The organism is Enterobacter cloacae complex sp. FDA-CDC-AR_0132, from assembly GCF_003010695.1.
Lineage (GTDB): Bacteria > Pseudomonadota > Gammaproteobacteria > Enterobacterales > Enterobacteriaceae > Enterobacter > Enterobacter ludwigii.
Genome location: NZ_CP027618.1, coordinates 4,874,134 through 4,899,339, shown reverse-complemented (window position 1 = coordinate 4,899,339; position 25,206 = coordinate 4,874,134). Strand labels below are relative to the sequence as shown.

25 protein-coding genes and 1 other annotated feature are annotated in these 25,206 nt (G+C 47.3%); of the genes, 15 read left to right on the top strand and 10 right to left on the bottom strand.

The features are described from left to right. Positions 1-28 precede the first annotated feature (28 nt). The 12 genes from AM379_RS23755 (at position 29) to ugd (ending at position 13,657) form a co-directional block, all read left to right on the top strand. Positions 29-1,915, top strand: a complete 1,887-nt coding sequence (locus AM379_RS23755; protein ID WP_032678521.1) for a polysaccharide biosynthesis protein — start codon at positions 29-31, stop codon at positions 1,913-1,915. Between the two features lie 81 nt (positions 1,916-1,996). Beyond that, entirely contained in the window at positions 1,997-2,536 is a 540-nt protein-coding gene (gene rfbC / locus AM379_RS23750; RefSeq protein WP_032678520.1) for a dTDP-4-dehydrorhamnose 3,5-epimerase, read from the top strand. Then, entirely contained in the window at positions 2,533-3,351 is an 819-nt protein-coding gene (locus tag AM379_RS23745; protein ID WP_032678519.1) for an NAD-dependent epimerase/dehydratase family protein, read from the top strand. The genes rfbC and AM379_RS23745 overlap by 4 nt, the downstream gene beginning before the upstream one ends. Then, positions 3,344-4,603, top strand: a complete 1,260-nt coding sequence (gene wzx / locus AM379_RS23740; RefSeq protein ID WP_032678518.1) for an O45 family O-antigen flippase — start codon at positions 3,344-3,346, stop codon at positions 4,601-4,603. The genes AM379_RS23745 and wzx overlap by 8 nt, the downstream gene beginning before the upstream one ends. Next, on the top strand, positions 4,590-5,564 hold the full coding sequence (locus AM379_RS23735; protein ID WP_032678517.1) for a glycosyltransferase: 975 nt from the start codon (positions 4,590-4,592) through the stop codon (positions 5,562-5,564). Before wzx ends, AM379_RS23735 begins: the two co-directional genes overlap by 14 nt. Before the next feature lies 1 nt (position 5,565). Beyond that, positions 5,566-6,714 (top strand): O-antigen polymerase, encoded by a 1,149-nt coding sequence (locus AM379_RS23730; RefSeq protein WP_032678516.1) that lies wholly within the window; start codon positions 5,566-5,568, stop codon positions 6,712-6,714. After that, positions 6,707-7,243, top strand: a complete 537-nt coding sequence (locus AM379_RS23725; protein ID WP_032678515.1) for a serine O-acetyltransferase — start codon at positions 6,707-6,709, stop codon at positions 7,241-7,243. The genes AM379_RS23730 and AM379_RS23725 overlap by 8 nt, the downstream gene beginning before the upstream one ends. A gap of 1 nt (position 7,244) precedes the next feature. Continuing rightward, positions 7,245-8,255, top strand: coding sequence for a hypothetical protein (locus AM379_RS23720; protein ID WP_106504326.1), 1,011 nt, complete (start codon positions 7,245-7,247; stop codon positions 8,253-8,255). A gap of 47 nt (positions 8,256-8,302) precedes the next feature. Beyond that, a complete protein-coding gene (gene rfbA, locus AM379_RS23715) occupies positions 8,303-9,175 on the top strand; it encodes a glucose-1-phosphate thymidylyltransferase RfbA (RefSeq protein ID WP_032678513.1) in 873 nt (290 codons plus the stop codon). A 60-nt stretch (positions 9,176-9,235) separates the two neighbouring features. Next, entirely contained in the window at positions 9,236-10,708 is a 1,473-nt protein-coding gene (locus tag AM379_RS23710; protein WP_082209484.1) for a glycoside hydrolase family 1 protein, read from the top strand. 148 nt (positions 10,709-10,856) lie between these two features. Further along, complete coding sequence (gene gndA, locus AM379_RS23705) at positions 10,857-12,263, top strand: NADP-dependent phosphogluconate dehydrogenase (RefSeq protein ID WP_032678512.1); 1,407 nt, start codon at positions 10,857-10,859, stop codon at positions 12,261-12,263. A gap of 227 nt (positions 12,264-12,490) precedes the next feature. Then, a complete protein-coding gene (gene ugd / locus AM379_RS23700) occupies positions 12,491-13,657 on the top strand; it encodes a UDP-glucose 6-dehydrogenase (RefSeq protein WP_032678511.1) in 1,167 nt (388 codons plus the stop codon). A gap of 53 nt (positions 13,658-13,710) precedes the next feature. On the opposite strand, the gene AM379_RS23695 is transcribed toward ugd, so the two are convergent. Then, complete coding sequence (locus AM379_RS23695) at positions 13,711-14,715, bottom strand: NAD-dependent epimerase (protein ID WP_032678509.1); 1,005 nt, start codon at positions 14,713-14,715, stop codon at positions 13,711-13,713. A gap of 193 nt (positions 14,716-14,908) precedes the next feature. Here AM379_RS23695 and wzzB point away from each other — a divergent pair, with 193 nt between their 5' ends. After that, positions 14,909-15,889: an LPS O-antigen chain length determinant protein WzzB gene (gene wzzB, locus AM379_RS23690; RefSeq protein ID WP_032678508.1), complete on the top strand. Its 981-nt coding sequence runs from the start codon at positions 14,909-14,911 to the stop codon at positions 15,887-15,889. Positions 15,890-15,932: 43 nt separating this feature from the next. Here wzzB and hisIE read toward each other — a convergent pair whose 3' ends face one another. The 9 genes from hisIE to hisL all read right to left on the bottom strand — a co-directional run bounded on the left by hisIE (position 15,933) and on the right by hisL (position 23,149). Next, a complete protein-coding gene (hisIE, locus tag AM379_RS23685) occupies positions 15,933-16,544 on the bottom strand; it encodes a bifunctional phosphoribosyl-AMP cyclohydrolase/phosphoribosyl-ATP diphosphatase HisIE (protein WP_106504325.1) in 612 nt (203 codons plus the stop codon). After that, the gene (gene hisF, locus AM379_RS23680; RefSeq protein WP_106504324.1) at positions 16,538-17,314 is read right to left on the bottom strand and encodes an imidazole glycerol phosphate synthase subunit HisF; all 777 of its coding nucleotides are present in this window, start codon (positions 17,312-17,314) and stop codon (positions 16,538-16,540) included. Before hisF ends, hisIE begins: the two co-directional genes overlap by 7 nt. Next, entirely contained in the window at positions 17,296-18,033 is a 738-nt protein-coding gene (gene hisA / locus AM379_RS23675) for a 1-(5-phosphoribosyl)-5-[(5-phosphoribosylamino)methylideneamino]imidazole-4-carboxamide isomerase (RefSeq protein ID WP_106504323.1), read from the bottom strand. Before hisA ends, hisF begins: the two co-directional genes overlap by 19 nt. After that, positions 18,033-18,623, bottom strand: coding sequence for an imidazole glycerol phosphate synthase subunit HisH (gene hisH, locus AM379_RS23670; protein WP_020883288.1), 591 nt, complete (start codon positions 18,621-18,623; stop codon positions 18,033-18,035). The genes hisA and hisH overlap by 1 nt, the downstream gene beginning before the upstream one ends. Next, positions 18,623-19,690, bottom strand: a complete 1,068-nt coding sequence (gene hisB, locus AM379_RS23665) for a bifunctional histidinol-phosphatase/imidazoleglycerol-phosphate dehydratase HisB (protein ID WP_040017933.1) — start codon at positions 19,688-19,690, stop codon at positions 18,623-18,625. Before hisB ends, hisH begins: the two co-directional genes overlap by 1 nt. Beyond that, positions 19,687-20,748 (bottom strand): histidinol-phosphate transaminase, encoded by a 1,062-nt coding sequence (gene hisC / locus AM379_RS23660; RefSeq protein ID WP_032678504.1) that lies wholly within the window; start codon positions 20,746-20,748, stop codon positions 19,687-19,689. The genes hisB and hisC overlap by 4 nt, the downstream gene beginning before the upstream one ends. Continuing rightward, the gene (gene hisD, locus AM379_RS23655; protein WP_106504322.1) at positions 20,745-22,049 is read right to left on the bottom strand and encodes a histidinol dehydrogenase; all 1,305 of its coding nucleotides are present in this window, start codon (positions 22,047-22,049) and stop codon (positions 20,745-20,747) included. Before hisD ends, hisC begins: the two co-directional genes overlap by 4 nt. A gap of 5 nt (positions 22,050-22,054) precedes the next feature. Then, complete coding sequence (gene hisG, locus AM379_RS23650; protein ID WP_000886595.1) at positions 22,055-22,954, bottom strand: ATP phosphoribosyltransferase; 900 nt, start codon at positions 22,952-22,954, stop codon at positions 22,055-22,057. A gap of 45 nt (positions 22,955-22,999) precedes the next feature. After that, positions 23,000-23,123, bottom strand: a sequence feature (His leader region). After that, entirely contained in the window at positions 23,099-23,149 is a 51-nt protein-coding gene (gene hisL, locus AM379_RS23645) for a his operon leader peptide (protein WP_001364200.1), read from the bottom strand. Its footprint overlaps the feature before it by 25 nt. A 174-nt stretch (positions 23,150-23,323) precedes the next feature. On the opposite strand from hisL, the gene AM379_RS23640 reads away from it, so the two are divergent. Together AM379_RS23640 and AM379_RS23635 are read left to right on the top strand one after the other, a co-directional pair. Beyond that, positions 23,324-24,148, top strand: a complete 825-nt coding sequence (locus AM379_RS23640) for an SDR family oxidoreductase (protein ID WP_014170788.1) — start codon at positions 23,324-23,326, stop codon at positions 24,146-24,148. A 41-nt stretch (positions 24,149-24,189) separates the two neighbouring features. Then, positions 24,190-25,119 (top strand): LysR substrate-binding domain-containing protein, encoded by a 930-nt coding sequence (locus tag AM379_RS23635; protein ID WP_014170787.1) that lies wholly within the window; start codon positions 24,190-24,192, stop codon positions 25,117-25,119. Positions 25,120-25,206: the final 87 nt, after the last annotated feature.

Below are 25,206 nucleotides of genomic sequence, written 5' to 3'. Positions count from 1 at the left end.
AGCTTTAACGAGGCGACTAGTTTTTAGTATGCTAACTTATTTAATTTCTTTGCCAAGACCGGTAAAACGGATTATAACACTCTCTATTGATGTTGTTCTGTTAATGTGCGCATTCTGGTTTGCATTTTGGGTCCGTATTGACTCTATGACGCCATTAACTAGCGTATCACATTGGCTATTACTTACATCAGTAATTGTCATTACTTTGGCAATATTCGTTAAACTGGGTCTTTATCGGGCAGTAATACGTTATATAACAGCGAAAATACTACTTGTTGTAGCTGTTGGGATGATGACTTCATCGTTGCTACTGATTATCGCCGCCTTTTATACTAATTTATATCTCCCAAGGACAATTCCGTTCATTTACTTCTCGTTTGGCGTCTTGCTCATTGCCGGCTCACGTCTTGGAATGAGAATGTTGATAAACCGCGGTTTAAAATTAGGCACTCGAGTAATTATATATGGGGCCGGAGCTTCCGGACGCCAGTTACTTCCCGCCTTGAGTCAGATGGACGAATACTATCCTGTTGCGTTTGTCGACGACAATCGCTCCTTGCAGGGTCAGGTCATCCATGGAGTAAGCGTATTTTCACCAGAAAAATTAGCATGGCTGATTGATAAGTATGAGGCGAAGAAAATCCTGCTGGCAATGCCAAGTGCAAGCCGCGCGAGAAAAAACGAGGTAATATCCACCCTGGAGGGGCTCCCTTGCGAGGTACTTTCAATTCCGGGGATGGTTGACCTGGTTGAAGGAAAAGCAAGAATCGATTCCTTGCGTAAAGTTGTGATTACCGACCTTCTGGGCCGCGATCCTGTTTCTCCAATCCCTGAGTTAGTATCAAAGAATATTCAGGGTAAAACAGTCATGGTAACTGGCGCAGGTGGCTCGATCGGTTCTGAGTTATGCCGACAAATCATCAGAAATAGGCCTTCTCAACTAATTCTTTTCGAATTATCAGAGTTCTCACTATATTCTATTGATTCTGAACTCCGAAATTTAATTGTATCGAAATCGCTCAATATTAAGATTTACCCAATCCTGGGGAATGTTCAGAATATGGAACATCTTGAAAGGCTAATTAAGGCATTCAACGTTGAGACGATTTACCATGCTGCAGCCTATAAGCACGTTCCGCTAGTTGAATTCAACGTAATTGACGGTGTCCGAAATAATATCTTCGGAACCTGGAGTTGTGCTCAAGCTGCGGAAAATTGTGGCGTCGAAAGTTTTGTTCTGATCTCTACGGATAAAGCTGTGCGGCCAACAAACACTATGGGTGCAACGAAGCGTATGGCGGAGCTCATCCTTCAGGCGCGAGCATCAGAGTCCCGTAAAACCTGTTTCAGTATGGTCAGGTTCGGAAATGTCTTAGGTTCGTCCGGTTCCGTTGTTCCATTGTTTGAAAAGCAGATTGCTGCAGGTGGCCCGGTAACGTTAACGCATCCTGATATCACTCGTTATTTCATGACCATTCCTGAGGCTGCACAGCTTGTGATTCAAGCTGGAGCAATGGGCAGCGGAGGGGATGTCTTCGTGCTGGATATGGGTGAGCCGGTTAAAATTATTGATCTCGCGCATCGAATGATTGCTTTACAGGGGCTTACCGTTCGTGATGATAAAAATCCTTATGGGGATATTGCTATCAAAATGACGGGATTGCGACCGGGTGAGAAACTTTACGAAGAACTGTTAATTGGTGATAACGTCTCCATTACACAGCATCCGAGAATCAAAACTGCGAATGAAGTCATGCTTCCTTGGGTGGAAATGAAAGACATTCTTGCAAAGCTTGATACCTCATGTAGCAATTTTGATTATGAGCAGGTACGCGAAATATTGCTAAACGCGCCAACCGCATTTAATCCAACCGATGATATCTGTGACTTACTCTGGAAAGAGAATAAAAGCTAAGCAGTATTAGTCACGACGTTAATCTGATTGTAATCAACAAACTTGATGGGAAAGTGATACTTTCCCATCGAAGGATTTTAAATGAAAGTAATTCAAACCCCTTTAAAAGATTGTGTGATCATTGAGCCTCAGGTTTTTGGTGATACCCGTGGTTTTTTCCTTGAAGCCTGGCATAAAGAAAAATACGAAGATGCAGGAATTAAAGGTAATTTTGTACAGGATAACCGCTCACGTTCGAGTCGAAATGTTTTGCGCGGATTGCATTTCCAGAAAACGAAACCCCAGGGGAAATTAGTCAGCGTAATCAGTGGTGAAGTTTATGATGTTGCAGTAGATCTTCGCCAGGATTCTGATACGTTTGGTCAGTACGTAGGTGTTATTCTTTCTGGCGAGAAGAATAACCAAATATACGTTCCCCCTGGGTTTGCTCATGGATTCTGCGTATTAAGTGAATATGCCGATTTCCATTACAAGTGTACTGACTTTTACGATCCAAAGGATGAAGGTGGGATTATCTGGAACGATCCGGATATTGCGATTGAATGGCCGGTAACATCACCACTACTCTCTGAAAAAGATGTTAAATTAATTACACTTGCTGAGTACAAAAAAACGTTATGAAAATACATTATACAGTGATCGGTGGGCGTGGTTTCATTGGCAGCGAAATCGTTGAAAACCTTCTGGCGAAAGGCGAAACAGTTGTGGTTCCACCGCGAGATGATGAGACTCTGTTTGAAAAAGATCTGGGGATTGTAATCTATGCTGCTGGCAATGGTGATTGTGCAAACACACCATTTGATGTTTACAAATCGAACACCGAATTGCTCGCTACAGTACTTGAACGCGCCAAATTCTCAAAGTTAATCTATATTTCATCAACGCGTGTATATATGGAACAAGATGGCGCTTCAGAGGATGATAATCTTACGGTATGCAGTAACGATAACCGAAGACTTTTTAACTTAACCAAACTAGTGAGTGAAGAGTTATGCTTAAAAAGCACTAGAGATACGATTATTGTCAGGCCGAGTAACGTATATGGTTTGGCATTGAAGAGTAAGCTATTCCTGCCAAGCATTATCAGAAATGCGATTTCGAATAAACATATTGACATGTATGTTGCGCCTTCATATGCAAAAGATTATGTTTCAGTTAAGGATGTCGCAGAAGTTATTTATCAGATCAGTCGTAAGAATGAGTATGATATTTACAATATTGCTTCTGGTGTGAATACAACAGCCTCTGATATTGCTGATTTAATTGCTAGTCGAACAGGTTGTTCGATCAAATGGCATGAAGGCTTTAAAGGTGAATACTTCCCACCGACAGATAACACCAGAACTGTAAATGAGTTTGGTCATGTCTATAACAATGTCTTGTCAGATATAGAGATAATGATTGATAACTTTAAAAAGAATATGACAGATGTCTAAATTTTTATTGTTAGCTATAAAAAAAATTGTGGCGGAAGAAGATAAAAGAAAAGTCTTTATTAACTTTTTTTATCTTAGTCTTGAGCGAATCACTCAGCTTGTTATAATCATTATCATTAACCGGTTGTTAATTAATCACTATGATTTTGGTGATTTCAGTAGCTGGCAATATTCTCTCGTCATTTTAGCCATATTTATGACAGGCACCTGGATCTGTGGTGCCGAGGTGGTTATTCCTAAATTGCTGGATGCGCCATCCAAAATAAACTCCATAATTAGCAATGTAATTGTATTACGTCTTGCAGCAGGGATTTGCGTTGCATTATGCATGATGGCATGGGGAATGTTTGCGGCCAGTGGATTGTCCAGACAGTTTATTATTGGTTTGGCTATATCTGTGGCATTGCGAGAAACGTTCATTGTCGGTTTAACATGGTACCAAAGCCAGGCCCGCCTCAAATTGCCTTGCCTTGTGCTGATGCTCGCTGCAATAATTAAGCTGATTGTCATTTATATTGGTGTAAAAAATCAATTACCAATAAACTATCTCTGGGTGGCTTGGGTTATCGAATCACTTTTACCTTGTGGCTTTATCTTTTATACGTTTAGAAAGGCTACAGGTTTTAGATTCGTGAAAGTTGATACGGAGGTTTTTGCGTATTTCAAGATTGGAGTCGCAGTATGGTTCTGTCTGATTATGCAGCAGGTGACCATGAAGTTTGACCGAGTATATCTCGAAGGAAAAATTTCCGGAGAAACGTATTCAAACTATGCAGCAGCACTCCAGTTAGTCGATAATTGGTATGCAATATGTATTCTTTTTGTTCAGGCAATTGCACCAATCTTTATCTTTAAATTTATTGATATTGCAACAATAAAAAGAAAATTGCCGTTCTGTATCTTCGCTACACTTGCCGTTACCTGTGCCGGTGCACTAGCTACCACAGTACTTGCCGATATAATAATTCATATTCTTTATGGTACTAAACTCGTTAATGCCTATAGTTATTTACGGACTTTTGTATGGTTAACACCTATTTTAGCTATAGACCAATTACTCAGTATGGTTTTAATCAGAATGAAGCAATTAAAGAAATTAGCGATTAAATGGCTAATAGCTTTCTGTCTAGTTGTCGCTATTGTGCCGGCTATTTTCCATTATGTAGGCGTGAGTAATATTGTCATTGGTTTAGCAGTGGTTTACGCTTTCAATATAATTTATTCTTCGAGGTGCATTAGTGCAGTACAATGATAAGATTTCAATAGTGGTTCCTGCTTACTGTGAACCATCGAAAGTCAAGCGGTTCATGGATGCCATACTGAAAATTGATTATCCAAACAACCTTGTTGAATTAATTCTTATTGACGATTGCAGTCCGGTTTCTCTGGCTGAAATCGCAGCATCTTATGCGGAAAGATTTAAAGATAAGATAACTTTCTTATTCCACAGGAATCATGTCAATTCTGGTCGGGCAATTTCCCGCAATGTGGGTATTTCTCTTGCGTCAAATTCTTTGATAATGTTTATTGACATCGATAATCTTATTGAACCTAAGGCGATAAAAAAGATTGTTTCCTTTTTTCATGGTAAGCAATACACAGCAGCCAGAATTAATATACGAATCGATCCCGCCAGACTCTACACTAGCAATTATCTCCGCTATTTTGATAGTCGTTACCTGGGGGCACGAAATATACCTGAAGGGACTATAAGTACCCGCTTCTTCGCAAGCGATGGCATTATCCTGACGCGGGATATTATTGATACGATTGGTTGTTTTGATGAGACATTTTATCATTACGGCTGTGAAGATGAAGAACTCGGTATCCGAGTTGCAAAAGCAAAGTATGACTTTTATTTTTTACCCGATGCAAGGGCAGAAGACAGCGATACACCTACGTTGCGCCGAGCTTCAGAAAGAATGATTGTGTATGCATCTAAATCATTCCCTGTGCTGAAAGAAAAACATCCAGAGTGTGTTAAGGATAGCCTCTTTTCATCCTATGAAGTGATGTTGGACGATAATAGACTCCTCAGTAAATTGCTCATCAGTATCATACATAAGCTTCCTCTAACAACGACAAGAAAATTCCTTCTTCGGTTGTGCGAAATGTTAGATACCAAAGCAATTAAAATACCAGATTTCTTATATAAGATCGTATTGGCACTTTCATACATTGAAGGTGGAAGACTTCGATTCTTGAGGAACTAGGATGAGTATTTTTTTTATGTCCCCAGGGTTTGTATATGCTTCAACCTGGCTTTTCACAATCTTATTGTACTCACTTGGGCTGACGACTAATATCAGCTCGCTCTCAAATGAGATGACTGTATTTTTATCCATTAATATCGTTCTGGGTTTGATTTTTGCACTTCCATTTGTCACACCTGGTAGTATTAATCGTGTTCGCCTTAATGACATTATGCCGTCCTGGCGAGCGACTAAAATATGGCTAATTATTTGGTGCTTTGCGATAATTCCAGATGTGATTGTGGCAGGTGGCATTCCGATGATTATGCAATTTAGAGGGGGGTATAATTACACTGAGTTCGGAATACCGACATATCATGGGATAGTTAATATGCTATTCCTTTTTATTTTCCCATCTCTGTATTATCATTTCCTTTTATCAAGGCGGAAAATGTTTCTCCTTATATTACTTTTAATGAGCATTTGGGAAATGCTGGTGTTCAGGCGAGGGATCCTTATGTCTGGCCTCGTGGAAATATTCTTTTTATTCTTTATCTATAAAAAATTCACAAGAAAGATGTTTATTTATACAGTTCTTGCTGTTGTGACAATAGTGTTACTGTTCGGAGCTGTAGGTGATATTAGGGGAGCAGAAAACCCATATCAATATTTATTGTCACCCCAAGGGCAATTCCTGGGAAGTCTGCCTTCTGGTTTTACATGGTTTTATGTTTATATTACTGCTGGACTTGCTAACCTGGCATATAATTTTGCGCACATAGTTCCGGTATACGACTTCACAAGCTTCCAGGATCTTTTCCCTAGCGTTATCCGAAATCTAATTTACACTGATCTAGGCTTTCACGATACGATGGCATTGGTAGATGATAATGCCAATGTTTCAACCATGTTTGAAAAGTTAATGCCCGATCTTGGCATCGCGGGTTCACTTATTGTGGTCACTTGTTTATTGTTGCTTTTTAGTGTGGCCTATAAGAATTTATTAAGATCGTATCGTTATAGTCTTTTTCCTTACGCTATTGCGATGCAATGTGCGATATTTAGTGGTTTTTATAATTTATTTTTTATCCAGACGTATTTCTTGCTTTTCATTGTAACTCTTGTCTTTGTGAGAATTAAAATAAATATTCGGAGTCAACCTCATGTTTGAGTTGGTGAAAGATGATGTACTGAGATATTACAATCTGACTGGGCGTAACAAATCAAAAGTATCTTTACTAGGAATAGTGTCAGCATTTTTTGGTATGAAGATGACTCCTGTTATATTATATCGCATGAGTCATTTCTGCTATAAAAAAAGAATTCCTGTTATAGGGAAAATCTTCTCGCTACTTAATTTTATTATTTTTGGTGTTGAGATCGCTTCCAATTGTGAAATTGGCGGTGGTTTTTTTATTCCGCACTCGCAAGGTGTCGTTATTGGTGCATCTAAAATTGGCGTTAATGCAACGATTTACCAACAGGTTACTCTTGGTGCGAAGAATGTAGATATCCCCTTTAATCACGCAAATCGTCCTGTTTTGGGTGATAATGTGGTGATTGCTTCAGGAGCGAAAGTTCTTGGTGGTATTCGAATTGGCGACAATGTTATTGTTGCTGCTAATGCTGTTGTAATGCAGTCCTGTGATGACAATGTACTACTTGTAGGCATTCCGGCGATTGTGAAGAAGAGTATTTGAAATGAAAGTGTTGTTTTTATGCCCACGCTTTTTTAATTATGAAAACGAAATATCAGATGGTTTGAGACGAGCCGGAGCCACCGTTGATTATTTCGATGAAAAGCCATTTAATAACGTATTTTTTAAAATATTACTCAGGCTTTGGAAAGAAAATAACTTTCTTAAGCGCATTTCAGATGCGTATTTTGATAGGATTTTGCTTCAAACTTCTGATGATTATGACTATGTCATTGTCCTCAAAGGTGAGTCTCTTAACAGAAAAAATCTACTTAAATTTAAAGAGAAATACAAGAATGCCACGTTTATTTACTATGCATGGGATTCTATTAAAAATTATCCCCATATACAGGAGTATTTAAACTTATTTGATCGGGTATTTACATTCGATGATAACGATGCGCGTGAGTATGATTTTATGAATCATCTACCATTATTTTACTCACCTGATTTCGTAAGCACTGCGAAAAAAAATGCATTACCGAATGTTAAGCCGAGCATTGCATTTCTGGGCACCGTTCATAGTGACAGATACAAACTGCTGGGCGCAATTTATAAAAAGTATAAAAATGAATATGATTTGAGATTTGTTCTTTATTTTCCATCAGTTGTTGTATTGGCGGGTTTTCTTGCCTCCAATATCAAAGATGTAATTAAGTTCAGACTTTTCAGTTTTACACTTCGCTCCAGGAATAAAAAGCAGATTGCAGCATTTTTCTCCGATGCTGATGCTGTTCTTGATATTCAGCACCCCCGTCAGACTGGTCTGACTATGAGAACAATAGAATGTTTGCCTCTAAAGAGGAAATTTATAACCACAAATTCCAGAGTTAAAGACTACGATTTTTATTCAGCGAAAAATTTTTATTTCATCAACCGTGAAAATATCTATATTGACTCTGCTTTTTTTAATGTCTCGTTTGACGACACTTACTCAGATGAAATTTCGCGTTATAGTGTAGACTCTTGGATAAGCACATTGTGCTCAGCTGATATCAGTAAAGATGCAGTTTAATTCATAAATATCTAATCTAATTTAGCTTAAAGTATTGAGGTAGTAGAATGAAGGGTATTATTCTGGCAGGTGGTTCAGGAACTCGTTTGCACCCAATTACGCGTGGAGTCTCTAAACAGCTCTTGCCCATATATGATAAACCGATGGTTTATTATCCAATGTCGGTGCTTATGCTTGCGGGTATCCGAGACATTCTCTTAATCACAACGCCTGAGGATCTGCCATCATTTAAACGTTTGTTGGGCGATGGTAGTCGTTTCGGAATTAATTTATCCTATGAAATTCAACCTTCTCCTGATGGCCTCGCGCAGGCATTCATTATTGGTGAAGAGTTTATCGCTGGTGATAAATGTGCCCTGGTATTAGGCGATAATATTTTCTTCGGGCAGAGCTTTGGCAGGAAACTTGAATCGGTTGTTTCAGGCAATACAGGCGCTACTGTTTTTGGTTATCAGGTAATGGACCCTGAGCGGTTCGGCGTTGTTGAGTTTGATGAAAACTACAAAGCATTAAGTATAGAAGAAAAACCTTCGGCACCAAAATCCAACTGGGCGGTTACTGGTCTCTACTTTTATGATGAAAACGTGGTTGATATGGCTAAACATGTCAAGCCATCAGCTCGCGGTGAGCTTGAAATTACTACCCTTAATGAGATGTACCTGGAGCAGGGAAATCTTCAGGTAGAATTGCTTGGCCGTGGCTTTGCATGGCTCGATACCGGTACCCATGATAGTCTAATCGAAGCATCACAATTTATTCATACGATTGAGAAGCGACAGGGCTTTAAAATTGCCTGCCTTGAGGAAATTGCTTACCGCAATGGTTGGCTCACTGTGGATGAAGTTCTGACCTACGGGAATGAGATGAGCAAGACCAATTACGGTCAATATTTGATTAATTTAATTAAGAATAGCAAATAGCGATTACAGAAATATCATAATATTATATGTTTTATGGCTATCAGGTTATAATTATCTAATATGAAAGCAAAATTTTTTTTCTTTACCTCTGTATTTTTGTTACCCCCTGCATTTTCTGACGAAAAACAGCAATGCGATTTCCTCTGGGGCACTGCATCCTCCTCATATCAAGTTGAGGGTGGTTGGAATGAAGGTGGAAAGGGCCCTTCAAATTGGGATTACTTTACCCATAATGAAGTGACCAAATATATTATTGGTACCGCTGAAAATGGCGATGTCGCGGCTAATCAAATTTCACGTGATGTTTATCTTAAAGATATACAACTCATGAAGGAATTAGGAGTAAATTCATACCGCTTCTCCATTTCCTGGTCTCGAATAATGCCAGATGGAGTTACAGTAAATCAGAAGGGGTTGGCTTATTATAATCAACTGATTGCTGATTTAAAAGATGCCAATATTGAGCCTGTCATTACACTTTACCACTGGGATATGCCATTAGCGCTGTATGAAAAAGGTAGTTGGTCTAATCCTGAATCACCTGTCTGGTTCGAAAAATATGCTGAAGTAATTTTTAAGAACTTTGGTAATAAAGCTCATGATTTCATCACCTTTAATGAGCCTGAAGGTTATGTTTTTACTCTGGAACCTCTTGCTGAGAATCTCATTGCAAAAAAAACGGACGGATATCGTGACGTTTTGTCTGCAGCTTCACGCGGAAAGCAAGCGGTAGCACTGCATAATCTTTTGATTGCGAATGCGTTAGTGGTACGTAATTACCATAAGGCGAAATATGATGGTCGCGTTGGTATTGCTTTAAACTTATCTCCATGCATCGACAGTGGTCAACCAAACAGTCCTACTGAACAGTTATGTAACGATCTCCATAATAACTGGATCCTGGATGCGCTTTATAAGGGGAAATATCCAGATACAGTATTGAAAATGTATCAGTCTGCATATCCTCAATTCAAGCCTACCTCTCAGGATATGCAACTTATTACCCAAGGCAAACCTGATTTTATCGGCGTAAATTATTATGGCCCTACGTTGGTCAAGCATGATAAAACTGAAGCGTTTGAAATAGGGAATGCTCCTAATCCTGATAAAAAACCCTCTGTCAACGGTCCGGTTTCTCCAGAAGCATTGGTTACGATGATGGAAAAGATCGATGCTAAATACGCCCATCCTACCTTTATTATTACTGAGAATGGGGCTGGTTTTGGTCCAGATGATGAAAAACTTAAAGACGGCGTCATTTCTGATAAGTTGAGAGCCGACTATCTCGTTAGACATGTGTCTGCAATTATGGAAGCAAAAAAGGATGGCCTGGATATCCAGGGCTATCTTTTCTGGAGTTTACTCGATAATTTCGAATGGCTCTGGGGCTACAAAAATAGGTTTGGCATAATTGGTGTTGATTTTGAAGATAAGACATTAAGACGAACGCCAAAGTTAAGTTATTATAATTATCAAGAAATCATTAAAGAATATAAAAATAAAAACTCATGTGTCTCATCGACGAAAAAATAATCGCACGTTAAAGCCTTGCTTTTGGTATGGCTTAAATGGATTAATGACCATAAATACCTACCTCTGCTCTCGTTTTCTGAGTTAAGATAATTCAATATTATATCCGCCGGGAAGTACCCGGCGGGACCACACCTGACAGGAGTATGTAATGTCCAAGCAACAGATCGGCGTTGTCGGTATGGCAGTGATGGGGCGCAACCTGGCGCTCAACATCGAAAGCCGTGGTTATACCGTCTCCGTTTTCAACCGCTCCCGTGATAAGACTGAAGAAGTGATTGCCGAGAACCCAGGCAAGAAACTGGTTCCGTTCTATACGGTGAAAGAATTTGTTGAGTCCCTGGAAACGCCTCGTCGTATCCTGTTAATGGTGAAAGCGGGCGCGGGTACCGATGCTGCTATCGACTCTCTGAAACCTTTCCTCGAAAAAGGCGACATCATCATTGATGGCGGCAACACCTTCTTCCAGGACACCATTCGTCGCAACCGTGAACTGTCTGCTGAAGGTTTTAACTTCATCGGTACCGGTGTTTCCGGTGGTGAAGAGGGCGCACTGAAAGGCCCATCTATCATGCCTGGTGGTCAGAAAGAGGCGTACGAACTGGTTGCGCCAATCCTGACAAAAATCGCTGCGGTTGCTGAAGATGGCGAGCCGTGTGTGACCTATATTGGTCCAGACGGTGCGGGCCATTATGTGAAGATGGTTCACAACGGCATCGAATACGGCGACATGCAACTCATCGCAGAAGCTTACTCTCTTCTGAAAGGCGGCCTGAACCTCTCTAACGAAGAGCTGGCTGAAACCTTTACCGAGTGGAACAAAGGTGAGCTGAACAGCTACCTGATTGACATCACCAAAGATATCTTCACCAAGAAAGATGAAGAGGGTAAATACCTGGTTGATGTGATTCTGGACGAAGCTGCGAACAAAGGTACCGGTAAATGGACCAGCCAGAGCTCTCTGGATCTGGGTGAACCGCTGTCTCTGATCACCGAATCCGTATTTGCGCGTTACATCTCTTCCCTGAAAGAGCAGCGTGTTGCGGCATCCAAAGTGCTGTCTGGCCCACAGGCTAAACCTGCGGGTGACAAAGCTGAATTCGTCGAGAAAGTTCGCCGCGCTCTGTACCTGGGTAAAATCGTCTCTTACGCGCAGGGCTTCTCTCAGCTGCGTGCCGCGTCAGACGAGAACAACTGGGATCTGAACTACGGCGAAATCGCGAAGATCTTCCGCGCAGGTTGCATCATTCGTGCACAATTCCTGCAGAAAATCACCGATGCTTATGCGGAAAACGCGGGTATTGCTAACCTTCTGCTGGCGCCATACTTCAAGAAGATTGCCGACGAATACCAGCAGGCGCTGCGTGACGTTGTGGCCTACGCTGTGCAGAACGGTATTCCTGTTCCGACCTTCTCCGCAGCAGTGGCGTACTACGACAGCTACCGTGCTGCCGTTCTGCCTGCGAACCTGATTCAGGCACAGCGCGACTATTTTGGTGCGCATACCTATAAGCGTACTGATAAAGAAGGTGTATTCCATACCGAATGGATGGAATAAGTTAAATAACGCGTTGTAATTAAGGCCCGGAGCTCGTCTCCGGGTTTTTTTTACGCAAAATTTGGCTCGCGATACTCGAAGTAGTCTGAATGTCATCCTGCGAGCAGGGATTACTCCTGGTTTGCCTTGACAGTTCTGTTGGCCAGGAGGTACAAAGCCCAACAGTCAGGTTTATCGCGATGGTCAGGCGGCCATCAGTACAGTTAACTCACAGAAGTCATTAGCGAATGAAAATAACAATCTCCGGAACAGGCTATGTCGGTCTCTCAAACGGCATTCTGATTGCCCAGAACCATGAAGTGGTTGCGCTGGACATCGTACAGTCCAAAGTGGATATGCTGAATCAGAAGAAATCGCCGATTGTAGACAAAGAAATCCAGGATTACCTTTCGAACAAACCGCTGAATTTCCGTGCTACCACCGATAAAGAAGATGCTTATCGTGATGCGGACTTTGTCATCATTGCGACCCCAACAGACTACGATCCAAAAACCAACTATTTCAACACTTCGACAGTTGAAGCGGTGATCAAAGACGTTATCGCGATTAACCCGAATGCAGTGATGATCATTAAGTCGACCATTCCGGTCGGTTTCACTAAATCAATCAAAGAAGAGTTGGGTATTGATAATGTCTTCTTCTCGCCAGAGTTTCTGCGCGAGGGCAGGGCGTTATACGATAACCTGCACCCATCCCGTATCGTGATCGGTGAGCGCTCTGAGCGCGCGAAGCGTTTTGCTGCTCTGCTTCAAGAAGGTGCAATCAAGAAAGATATTCCGGTGCTGTTTACCGATTCCACCGAAGCCGAAGCGATCAAGCTGTTCGCGAATACCTACCTGGCAATGCGCGTGGCTTACTTCAACGAGCTGGACAGCTATGCCGAGAGTCTGGGCCTGAATACCCGCCAGATCATCGAAGGCGTGTGCCTCGACCCGCGTATCGGCAACCATTACAACAACCCGTCGTTTGGTTACGGCGGCTACTGCCTGCCTAAAGATACGAAACAGTTGCTGGCGAACTATCAGGCTGTGCCAAACAATTTGATTTCAGCGATTGTTGATGCAAACCGTACGCGTAAGGACTTTATTTCCGATTCCATTCTCGCGCGTCAGCCGAAAGTGGTGGGCGTATATCGCCTGATCATGAAGAGCGGTTCTGATAACTTCCGCGCCTCTTCCATTCAGGGGATCATGAAGCGTATTAAGGCTAAAGGCGTTCAGGTGATTATTTATGAGCCAGCGATGCAGGAAGATGAATTCTTCCATTCTCGTGTGATTCGTGACCTGGATGCGTTCAAGCAGGAAGCGGATGTGATTATCTCTAACCGTATGGCGGAAGAACTGGCCGACGTGGCGGATAAAGTGTATACCCGCGATCTGTTTGGTAGCGACTGAGTCTCTGCTTAAGGGGCATAAAAAACCGGCCAAGTGCCGGTTTTTTTATGTTTTTATACTTTGTAGAAGTCGCGATACCAGTCAACGAAATTCTTCACGCCTTCTTTAACGGAAGTCTGCGGTTTGAAGCCAATAACGTCATACAGCGCTTTAGTATCTGCGCTGGTTTCCAGTACGTCACCCGGCTGGATTGGCATCATATTCTTCTCTGCCTTTTTCCCGAGCGCCTCTTCAAGAGCCGTAATGTAATCCATCAGTTCAACCGGAGAGCTGTTTCCGATGTTATAGACGCGATAAGGCGCAGAGCTGGTTGCCGGTGAACCGGTTTCAACGGTCCAGTTTGCATCGGCCTGAGGAATAACATCCTGCAGACGGATAATGGCTTCGGCGATGTCATCAATATAGGTGAAGTCACGCTTCATCTTACCGTAGTTGTAGACATCAATGCTTTTGCCTTCAATCATCGCTTTGGTGAACTTAAACAGCGCCATATCCGGACGACCCCACGGACCGTACACGGTAAAGAAACGCAGGCCCGTCGTGGGCAGGTTGTACAGGTGGGAATAGGTATGCGACATCAGTTCATTGGCTTTTTTGGTCGCGGCATAAAGTGAGACAGGGTGATCGACCGAATCGTCAGTCGAAAAAGGCATCTTACGATTCAGACCGTAAACGGAGCTGGAAGACGCATACAGAAGATGCTGTACCTTGTGATGGCGACAGCCTTCCAGCACGTTGAGGTGGCCTACCAGGTTGGCATCTGCATAGGCGTGAGGGTTTTCAAGCGAGTAGCGTACACCTGCCTGTGCGGCCAGGTGGATGACGCGATCAAATTTCTCACGGGCGAACAGTGTGGCCATGCCTTCACGGTCGGCCAGGTCCAGCTTGTGGAAGGCGAAACTGTCAGATGTCAGCAGATCCAGACGTGCCAGCTTAAGATTGACATCATAGTAGTCATTCAGGTTATCAATACCGACGACCTGATGACCGGCATCCAGGAGTCGTTTGCTGACATTTGCGCCGATAAAGCCTGCTGCACCCGTTACCAGAAATTTCATACCTTCCCTCATAAATATGTGTTCTTACTGATGCCATCACGCATCACATTGCGTCTATCATAGCGCGGCGGATGCCAGTTACATAACCCATCTTTCCGATTTAACTCATCGGATTCTTATAGAAAAATCTGTAGCAACAGATACACTATGCAAACACAATTGTTTTTGCCCTTTTTCATCTGTTAGGGATTGTATGACGCAGAACAACTATAGCCAGGTCAACCGAAGCAATGACCCGGAGCAAATTGATTTAATTGATTTAGTGTTGCAAGTATGGCGTGGGAAGTGGACTGTAGTCGCTTTTGTCGCTCTATTTGTCGTGCTTGCGGGGATTTATATTACGGTTGCAAAAGAGAAATGGACATCATCCGCCATCATCGCTCAACCTGATGCGGCTCAGATTGCTACTTACTCAAATGCATTAAATATCCTTTATGGCAGCGCAGCTCCTGCTATGCTCGATATTCAAACGCGAGCAATTGGACGTTTTAATTCCTCATTCTCAGCTTTAGCACAGGCTCTAGGAAATCAGGAACAACCTGAGAAACTGTCCATCGGGCCTACAGTCAAAAATCAAGAATTGCCCCTGACTGTGACTTATGTCGCGGAGTCCGCTGAAGCTGCTCAAAAGCAACTAGCACAGTACATCCAGCAGGTTGATGAGCAAACTGCAAAAGAACTTTCCGTTGATCTTAAAGACAATATCAAAGAGCAGATTAAAACCCTGAACGACTCTCTAGAGAACCAGGAGAAGGTCGCTCAAGAGCAAAAAGATCTGCGCATTAAACAGATTACGGAAGCGCTGAAGAACGCAGAGGCAGCGAAAATCACCTCTCCGCAAATTCAGCAAACTCAGGACGTGACGCAGGAAACTATGTTCCTGCTTGGCAGCGAAGCGCTGAAGTCAATGATTGAAAACGAAGCGTCTCGTCCGTTGGTGTTCTCAGGTGCGTACTATCAGACTAAGCAAAATTTGCTGGATATCGAAAAACTGAATGTGAACCCTGACACAATCCACGTATATCGCTATGTTATGAAACCGGATCTTCCAGTCCGACGTGACAGCCCGAAAAAGGCAATTATTTTAACTTTGGCAGTCCTGCTTGGCGGGATTATTGGTTCGGGTTTGGTTCTCGGCCGCAACGCATTGCGGAACTACAAACCAAAAGCGTGATTCTCATCAGATAAAAAAACCGGGGAAATTCCCCGGTCTTTTTTTATTTATGCCGCTTACGAAGATTCTCTATCACCGCCGTTAAATCCAGCTCTTGATCCTGCAGCAGTACCAGCAGGTGATACATCAAATCCGACGCTTCATTGGTCAGCTCCTCGCGGTCATGCACCGTAGCGGCCAGCGCGGTTTCGACGCCTTCTTCACCCACCTTCTGCGCAATACGCTTGGTGCCGCTTGCGTACAGCTTCGCGGTATAGGAGCTTTCAGGATCCGCTGTTTTACGCTCAGCCAGTAACTGTTCCAGTTGATACAGGAACAACCACTGGTGGCTTGCCTCACCGAAGCAACTGCTGGTGCCTTTATGGCAGGTCGGGCCAATCGGATTGGCCAGTACCAGCAGGGTGTCGTTATCGCAGTCAGGCGTAATGCTGACCACATTCAGGAAATGGCCCGAGGATTCACCCTTGGTCCACAGACGCTGTTTCGTGCGGGAGTAAAAGGTCACTTTGCCGCTGTCGAGGGTTTTTGCCAGCGCGTCCTGGTTCATATACCCCAGCATCAGCACTTCGCCTGAAACCGCATGCTGCACAACCACCGGCAGTAATCCGTCGGTTTTTTCCCAGTCCAGCTGTGCCTGTTGTTGCTCTGTTAACATACCCTGATCTCCACGCCCTGGTCGGCCAGGTACGTTTTTAACTCACCAATATTGATAATCTGCTTGTGGAACACGGAGGCGGCCAGCGCGCCATCCACGTTCGCGTCGCGGAAGGCTTCCAGGAAGTGCTCCATGGTGCCCGCGCCGCCGGAGGCAATCAGCGGTACGTGGCAGACCGCACGGACTTTTTTCAGTTGCTCAAGGTCATACCCGTTACGCACGCCGTCCTGGTTCATCATGTTCAATACGATTTCGCCCGCGCCGCGCTTCTGCACTTCCTGCACCCAGTCGAGCGTCTCCCACTGCGTCACACGCGTCCGGCTCTCATCGCCGGTATACTGGTTGACGTGATATTTACCCGTAGCGGCGTCATACCAGGTGTCGATTCCCACGACAATACACTGCACGCCGAAGCGATCGGCGAGACGGGTAATCAGCTCCGGGTCGGCCAGGGCAGGGGAGTTGATGGAGATCTTGTCGGCACCAAACGAGAGAATTTTGGCGGCGTCGTCAGCGGACTTAATCCCGCCTGCCACGCAGAAGGGAATATCAATCACTTCTGCCACGCGCGCCACCCAGCTTTTATCCACGACGCGGCCATCGCTGGAGGCGGTGATATCGTAAAACACCAGCTCATCTGCGCCTTCTTCAGCGTAGCGTTTTGCCAGCGGGACGATATCGCCAATGATTTCGTGGTTGCGGAACTGCACGCCTTTCACTACCTGGCCGTCACGTACGTCCAGGCAAGGGATTATCCGTTTTGCCAGCATTGAATCGCCTCCGTTACAGTAAATTTACCTTCCAGTAGGGCCCTGCCCACAATCACGCCCTGTACGCCCGTTCCGCGCAGCGCGGCAACATCAGCGATATCACCAATACCGCCCGACGACTGGAAGGCCACCTGCGGATAACGCGCGCAGATTTCTTGATATAAAGAAACGTTAGAGCCTGCCAGCGTGCCGTCGCGGGAGATATCGGTGCACAGCACGTGCTTCAGGCCAACGGGCAGATACCTCTCGACCAGCTCTTCCAGCGTCACCCCGGAGTTTTCCTGCCAGCCGCTGACTGCAACCTGCTTGTTACCCTGTTCGTCGATACGAACATCCAGCGCCAGCACCAGCGCGTCAGCGCCAAAGCGGCGGAACCAGGCTTTAACCTTTTCAGGATCGTTAACGGCAGTCGAGCCGACGACCACGCGCGCCACGCCAGCGTCCAGCAGCGCCGCAACGTCATCTTCCGTACGCACGCCACCGCCTACCTGGACGGGCACATCCACGCCGGCCACCAGTTTTTTAAGAAGTGGGATTTGACGTTTTGTCGGATCTTTTGCGCCAGTCAAATCCACCAGGTGCAGCACCTGCGCGCCCTGGGCAGCATAATCCTGCAGACGTGGCAAGGGGTCGTTACCGTAGTCGCGTTGCTGCCCGTAATCGCCCTGATGGAGACGGACAACCGTGCCGTCGATTAAATCTAAAGCGGGAATAATCATTACATCTCCAGGAAGTTTTTCAGCAACTGTGCGCCTGCGGCACCCGAACGTTCCGGGTGAAACTGCACGCCGAAGAAGTTATCTTTCTGCACCGCCGCGGTAAATGCTTCGCCGTAATTGCACTGGGCAATGGTGTACGGATTTACCGGCATGGCGTAGCTGTGCACGAAGTAAAAATAGGCCCCGTCTTCAATGCCGCGAAACAGTCTGTCACCGGCTTTGGCATAAACACGGTTCCAGCCCATGTGCGGCAGAGGCAGACCGTGATCGGTCATTTTCGGCACGTCTTCGTCAATAATCCCGAGCAGATCAACGCCGTTGCTCTCTTCACTGCGTCGGCCCAAGAGCTGCATGCCGAGACAAATTCCCAGCACCGGTTGAGTACAGGCTTTGATGAGACTCACCAGCTCGCGCTCGTGGATCTGATCCATCGCCGCCTGCGCTGTCCCTACGCCGGGCAGAAAAAGCTTATCGGCGCGCAGTACGACGTCAGGGTCGCGACTCACGTCCGGCGCATAGCCGTGACGGGCAATTGCCGATTTTACGGAGTTCAGATTGGCGCATCCGGTATCCAGAATCACCACATTCATTACAGCACTCCTTTCGATGAGGGCAGGGCGTCACCTTCCACACGAATCGCCTGGCGGAGGGTACGGCCAAAGGCTTTGAACAGGCTTTCCACGCGGTGGTGGTCGTTCTTGCCCTTGGTCTTGAGGTGCAACGTCAGGCCCATGGTGTAGGACAATGAACGGAAGAAGTGTTCAACCATTTCGGTGCTGAGGTCGCCCACGCGCTGGTAGGTGAAATCCGCTTTGTATTCCAGGTGTGGGCGCCCGGAGATATCCATTGCGCAGCGCGCCAGGCACTCGTCCATCGGCAGCACAAAACCAAAACGGTTGATGCCGCGTTTGTCGCCGAGTGCCAGCTTCAGCGCTTCACCCAGCGCCAGGCCGGTATCTTCCACGGTGTGGTGATCGTCGATATACAAATCGCCTTTCACGGCGATCTCCATGCGGAAACCACCATGGGTCGCGATCTGGTCCAGCATATGGTCAAAGAAACCCACACCGGTGTGGATCTTGCTGCCGCCTTCACGATCCAACCAGACCTTAACGTCGATTTGCGTCTCTTTGGTGTTGCGCTCAACGTGCGAGTAGCGGTCACGCTGGGTCAACTGCTCACCAATTTTTGCCCAGTTAAGGGTGGAACGGTCATAGCGCAGCCCGGAGATACCCATGTTCTCCGCCAGTGTAATATCGGTCATGCGATCGCCAATGACATAGCTATTGGCTTTATCCAGCACGTCATCCGTCAGGTAGCGTTCGACCAGCTTTACCTTCGGCTTGCGGCAGTCACATTCATCGGCAGGCAGGTGTGGGCAGATCAGCACCTCATCAAATTCAACGCCCTGAGAGGTCAGCACCTGCATCATCAGGTTATGTGGGCCGTCAAAATCCGCCTGCGGGAAACTGTCGGTACCCAGCCCGTCCTGGTTAGTGATCATCACCAGCTTATAGCCGGCTTTCTGCAGCTTGAGCAGCACCGGGATTACATCGGGTTCAAAAGCCAGTTTGTCGAAACGATCGACCTGAAAATCGGTTGGCGGCTCCGAAATAAGGGTACCGTCACGATCGATAAAGAGGGTCTTCTGGCTCATACTTTCTCCGCTTTCAGGGCGTCAATCACGCGCTGACTCTCTGCACGGGTGCCTACGGTAATACGCAAACAGCCGCTTAAGGATGGTTGTTTATTTTGGTCTCGTAAGATAATGCCCTGATCCCATAAAGATTTAAATACGGCACTCGACGCGGTAAAGCGTACCAGGATGTAGTTGGTTTCAGAGTCGAATACCTGCTCCACGCAGGGAATATCTTTCAGGGCAGTGACCAGATACTGCCGTTCTTCAAGAATTTGTGCCACGCGTTCGCGCATTGCCTTGATCCCCTGAGGGGCCAAAGCCTGCGCCGCAATGTCGGCAACCGGCGTAGAGAGGGGATATGGCGCAATCACTTTCATCAGCAGGTCGATGACTTCTTTATTGGCCAGCGTAAAGCCGCAGCGCAGGCCAGCGAGAGCGAAAGCTTTTGACAGCGTACGCAGTACAACCAGGTGCGGGTACTCCTCGAGCCAGCCAGCCAGCGTCGCCTGCGGGCAGAACTCAATATAGGCTTCGTCAGCCACCACCAGCGCTTTACCGCGCGTCATCTCCAGCAGGGTTCGAATGTCCTGCGGGTTGATAATCTGCCCGGTCGGGTTATTTGGACTGCAGACGAACACCACCTTCACGCCGTCAAGATTATCGGCAATCCCCTGCAGATCGAGCTGCCAGTCTTCCAGCGAAAGCACGTTACGGCACGCCACGCCAAAGGTTTCTGCGCTGACGCTGTACATTCCGTAGGTTGGCTGGCAGTACATAACAGCATCTTTGCCCGGTTCGCAGAAGGCTCGGATCAGCAGTTCAATGCCTTCATCTGCACCCCGGCTGACCAGCACCTGCTCAGGCTTTACGCCTGCGTACCGGGCGTAATTTTCGATAACCGCTTTCGGCTGGCATTCCGGATAGCGGTTCAGCGTTTGCTGCGATAGCTCGAACTGTACGGCCGTCGGGTATTCGTTAGCGTTCAGCCAGACATCACCGTTGCCACCCAGACGACGAGCAGACTGATAAGGCGTCAGGCGACGGACATTTTCGCGGGCTAATTCTTCAATGCTCATGCTTGCTCCTTCAGGGCTGCAACGCGCAGCGTAACGGCGTTTTTGTGGGCGGTCAGACGTTCGGCGGCGGCCAGGGTCTCAATGGTGGAGGCCAGAGAGGCAAACCCCTCGCGGGACAGCTCCTGTACGGTCATGCGTTTCTGGAAATCCGCCAGCCCGAGGCTCGAACAGGTTGATGTATAGCCGTAGGTTGGCAGAACGTGGTTGGTGCCGGAAGCGTAATCGCCGGCGGATTCCGGTGACCAGTCGCCAAGGAAGACCGAACCTGCGCTGGTAATGCTGTCAACCAGATCTCGCGCATTGCGGGTCTGGATAATCAGGTGTTCCGGGCCGTACTGGTTGGAGATGGCAATGCACTGCGCCAGATCGCGCGCCACAATCAGGCGGCTTGCTGAGAGTGCCTGGCGTGCCGTGTCGGCGCGCGGCAGGTCGGCAAGCTGACGTTCAACGGCTTCACCCACGCGTCTTGCCATATCCGCTTCCGGCGTCAGCAAAATAACCTGTGAGTCCGGGCCATGTTCTGCCTGGGATAACAGATCGGAGGCGACGAAGTCCGGCGTTGCACCGCTGTCGGCAATCACCAGCACCTCAGAAGGACCGGCCGGCATATCAATTGCGGCACCGTCCAGACGCTGGCTGACCTGACGCTTTGCTTCGGTCACATACGCGTTGCCCGGGCCAAAAATTTTGTCCACTTTAGGAATGGATTCGGTACCAAACGCCAGCGCGGAAATTGCCTGTGCACCCCCCACTTTATACACCGCCTGTACGCCACACAGTTTTGCCGCATAGAGAATTTCATCGGCAATCGGAGGCGGCGAGCACAGTACTACTTTCTGACAACCGGCGATGCGTGCCGGGGTTGCCAGCATTAATACGGTAGAGAACAGCGGGGCGGAACCACCGGGGATGTAAAGCCCCACCGACGCAACCGGACGCGTGACCTGCTGGCAGCGTACGCCGGGCACGGTTTCCACATCGACCGCCTGCAATATCTGCGCGGTGTGGAAGGTATCAATGTTTTTCACCGCGACGGCCATCGCCTGTTTGATCTCATCACCGAGGCGGCTTTCCGCGTCCGTGATTTCCTGTTCAGTTACCTTTAAAGCGCCAACCTCGGTTTTATCAAACTTTGCGCTGTATTCCCGCAGCGCATCGTCGCCACGGGCTTTGACGTTATCAAGGATCTCGGCCACGGTGCGGGTAATGCTTTCTGAAGCGGAAATCGCCGGACGCATCAGCAGCGCGCGCTGTTGTTCTTGCGAACAATCGTTCCAGTTGATGATTGTGTTAAAGCTCATGACCATCACTCCATCATCTTCTCAATTGGCAGCACCAGAATTGAGCTTGCGCCCAGCGCCTTCAGTTTTTCCATGGTCTCCCAGAACAGGGTTTCGCTACTGACCATGTGCATGGCGACGCGCTGCTGGTCACCGGCCAGAGGCAGGATGGTCGGGCGCTCTGCGCCTGGCAGCAGGGCAATGACCTCATCAAGACGTTCGGTTGGCGCGTGCATCATGATGTATTTCGATTCACGGGCCTGGATCACGCCCTGAATACGGGTCAGCAGTTTGTCGATCAACTGCTGTTTCGCATCGGCCATTTCGCCGTCGCGCTGGATAAGGCACGCTTTGGAGCGGTAAATCACTTCCACTTCGCGCAGACCGTTCGCTTCCAGCGTGGCGCCCGTAGAGACGAGGTCACAGATGGCGTCAGCCAGACCCGCGCGCGGCGCCACCTCAACAGAGCCGTTCAGCAGGCAGGATTTAAACTGCACGCCTTTCTGATCCAGGTAACGTTTTAACAGGTGAGGGTAGGAGGTGGCGATACGTTTGCCGTTCAGCGCGGCCGGGCCGTCCCAGGCTTCATCGACAGGCGTGGCCAGCGACAGGCGGCAGCCACCGAAGTCCAGACGACGCAGGGTAAAATAGCGTGGATCTTCACCCTGGGCGCGGCGGGTCAGGAGCTCTTCTTCCAGCACGTTTTCACCGATGATGCCGAGGTCAACAACGCCATCCATCACAAGGCCGGGAATATCGTCATCACGCACGCGCAGAATGTCGATGGGCATATTTTCAGCCAGGGCAATCAGGCGCTGGGTGTGCAGGTTGATTTTAATCCCGCAGCGGGCGAGCAGTTCGCGTGAATCATCACTCAAACGGCCTGATTTTTGAATAGCTATGCGTAAACGTGAGTTATCTAACATTCTGTTTTCCTCGTTAACCTGTTTTAACCTGTCTGAATTTGGTCCAAAAAAAAGCCCCCGGAAGAAGATCTTCCGGGGGCTTTTTCATGCGTTCATGCACCACTGGAAGATCCAAACGTCTTCCAGCACACATCGCCTGAAAGACTAGTCAGGATGATGGTGATGATGGTGGTGTTTAAATTGAACGCGTGTCATAAAATTCTCGATGAATGCTTATTCATTTGATGTCTTTTAACCTAAACCAGTTGTATGACTGATTGCAAGGGCTTTTTTTGATCATTAATTCATTTCATATTGACGCTATGAATTGTGTGTTCTGTCGGGCTGGCGTAGCCTTAAGAAAGACGAGTAAAAGTCAGGAGAATTCGCATGAAAAAGGTCGCGATTGTCGGTTTAGGTTGGCTGGGAATGCCGCTGGCGATGTCATTAGCCGCAAAAGGCTGGCAGGTGACCGGAAGCAAAACCACGGCGGATGGGGTAGAAGCGGCGCGCATGTGCGGTATTGACGGCGTCGAGCTGCGTCTGGAACCCGAACTGGTGTGTGATGCTGACGATCTGGACACGCTGATGAACGTTGATGCGCTGGTGATTACGTTACCGGCACGGCGCAGTGGCCCGGGCGAATCATTTTATCTGCAGGCGATGCAGGAGATTGTCGACAGCGCGCTGGCGCATCACGTCCCACGCATTATTTTTACCAGCTCAACCTCGGTCTACGGCGATGTTGACGGCGTGGTGAAAGAGACCTCTGAGCGTCATCCCGTTACCGCGAGCGGTAAAGTGCTGAAAGAGCTGGAAGACTGGCTGCATCATCTTCCCGGCACCCAGGTCGATATCGTACGGCTGGCAGGTCTGGTTGGCCCCGGACGACATCCAGGGCGCTTCTTCGCGGGAAAATCCGCGCCAGACGGACAACATGGCGTCAATCTTGTGCATCTTGATGACGTAATTGCCGCAATAGAACTACTCTTACAGGCTCCAAAAGGTGGGCACATCTATAATATATGTGCGCCTTCTCATCCAGCGCGTAGCACGTTTTACCCGCTGATGGCACGCCAGCTGGGTCTGGTTCCGCCTGTTTTTGGTGAAGCAAAGGACGAAAGTAAAGGCAAAATTGTTGATGGCAATCGCATTTGTCATGAACTGGGGTTTGAGTATCAATATCCCGATCCGCTGGTGATGCCGATGGAATAAGTTTCTCAGCGGAAACGATCGCACACCGGAAGGGGGCGAACATGAAACCGCTGCTGGATGTTCTTATTATTCTGGATGCACTGGAAAAAGAGGGGAGCTTTGCCGCTGCTTCGGCAAAGCTCTTCAAAACCCCGTCGGCGCTGAGCTATACCGTTCATAAACTGGAAAGCGATCTTAATATCCAGATCCTCGATCGCTCTGGTCACCGCGCCCGTTTTACCCGTACCGGGCAGATGCTGCTGGAGAAGGGGCGCGACGTCCTGCATACCGTTCGCGAACTGGAAAAACAGGCCGTCAAACTGCACCAGGGATGGGAGAACGAACTGGTCATCGGCGTTGATGATACTTTTCCGTTTTCTCTTCTGACGCCGCTGATTGAGGCGTTCTATCAGCACCACAGCGTAACCCGATTAATCTTCATTAATGGCGTGCTGGGCGATTCATGGGATGCCTTAACTCAGGGCAGGGCAGATATTTTTGTCGGTGCGCTGCATGAACCGCCCCAGTTAAGCGATTTCGGTTTCGCCCGGCTGGGTGTGCTGGAGCAGGTTTTCGCCGTCGCGCCACACCATCCGCTCGCGCAGGAGCCGGAACCCCTTAACCGGCGCACGATTAAAGGCTACCGCGCCATTGTGGTCGGTGACAGCTCGCGTCCCGACTGTGCGGCCTCCACGCAGTTGCTTGATGAGCAGGAGGCGATCACGGTGTTCGACTATAAAACCAAGCTGGAGCTGCAAATCAGTGGCCTGGGGTGCGGCTATTTACCCCGCTATCTGGCACAGCGGTTTTTAGACAGCGGTGCGCTTGTTGAAAAACAGGTGCTTGCACAAAGCAGCAATGAATCGGTGTGGGTCGGCTGGAATGAACAAACTGCGGGGCTGGCAAGTGCCTGGTGGCGGGACGAAATTTTAGCAAATAGTGCTATTGCTGCCGTTTACTCGCAAAGCAGCGTCGAGAAATCAGCCAGTTAGAAAAAAGAAAATCGCCCCGGGCGTTGCAAAGTATTGCCTTTTGTATCCGATGTGGGGCAAAATGCGCCGCTGCAACCAAATGAATAA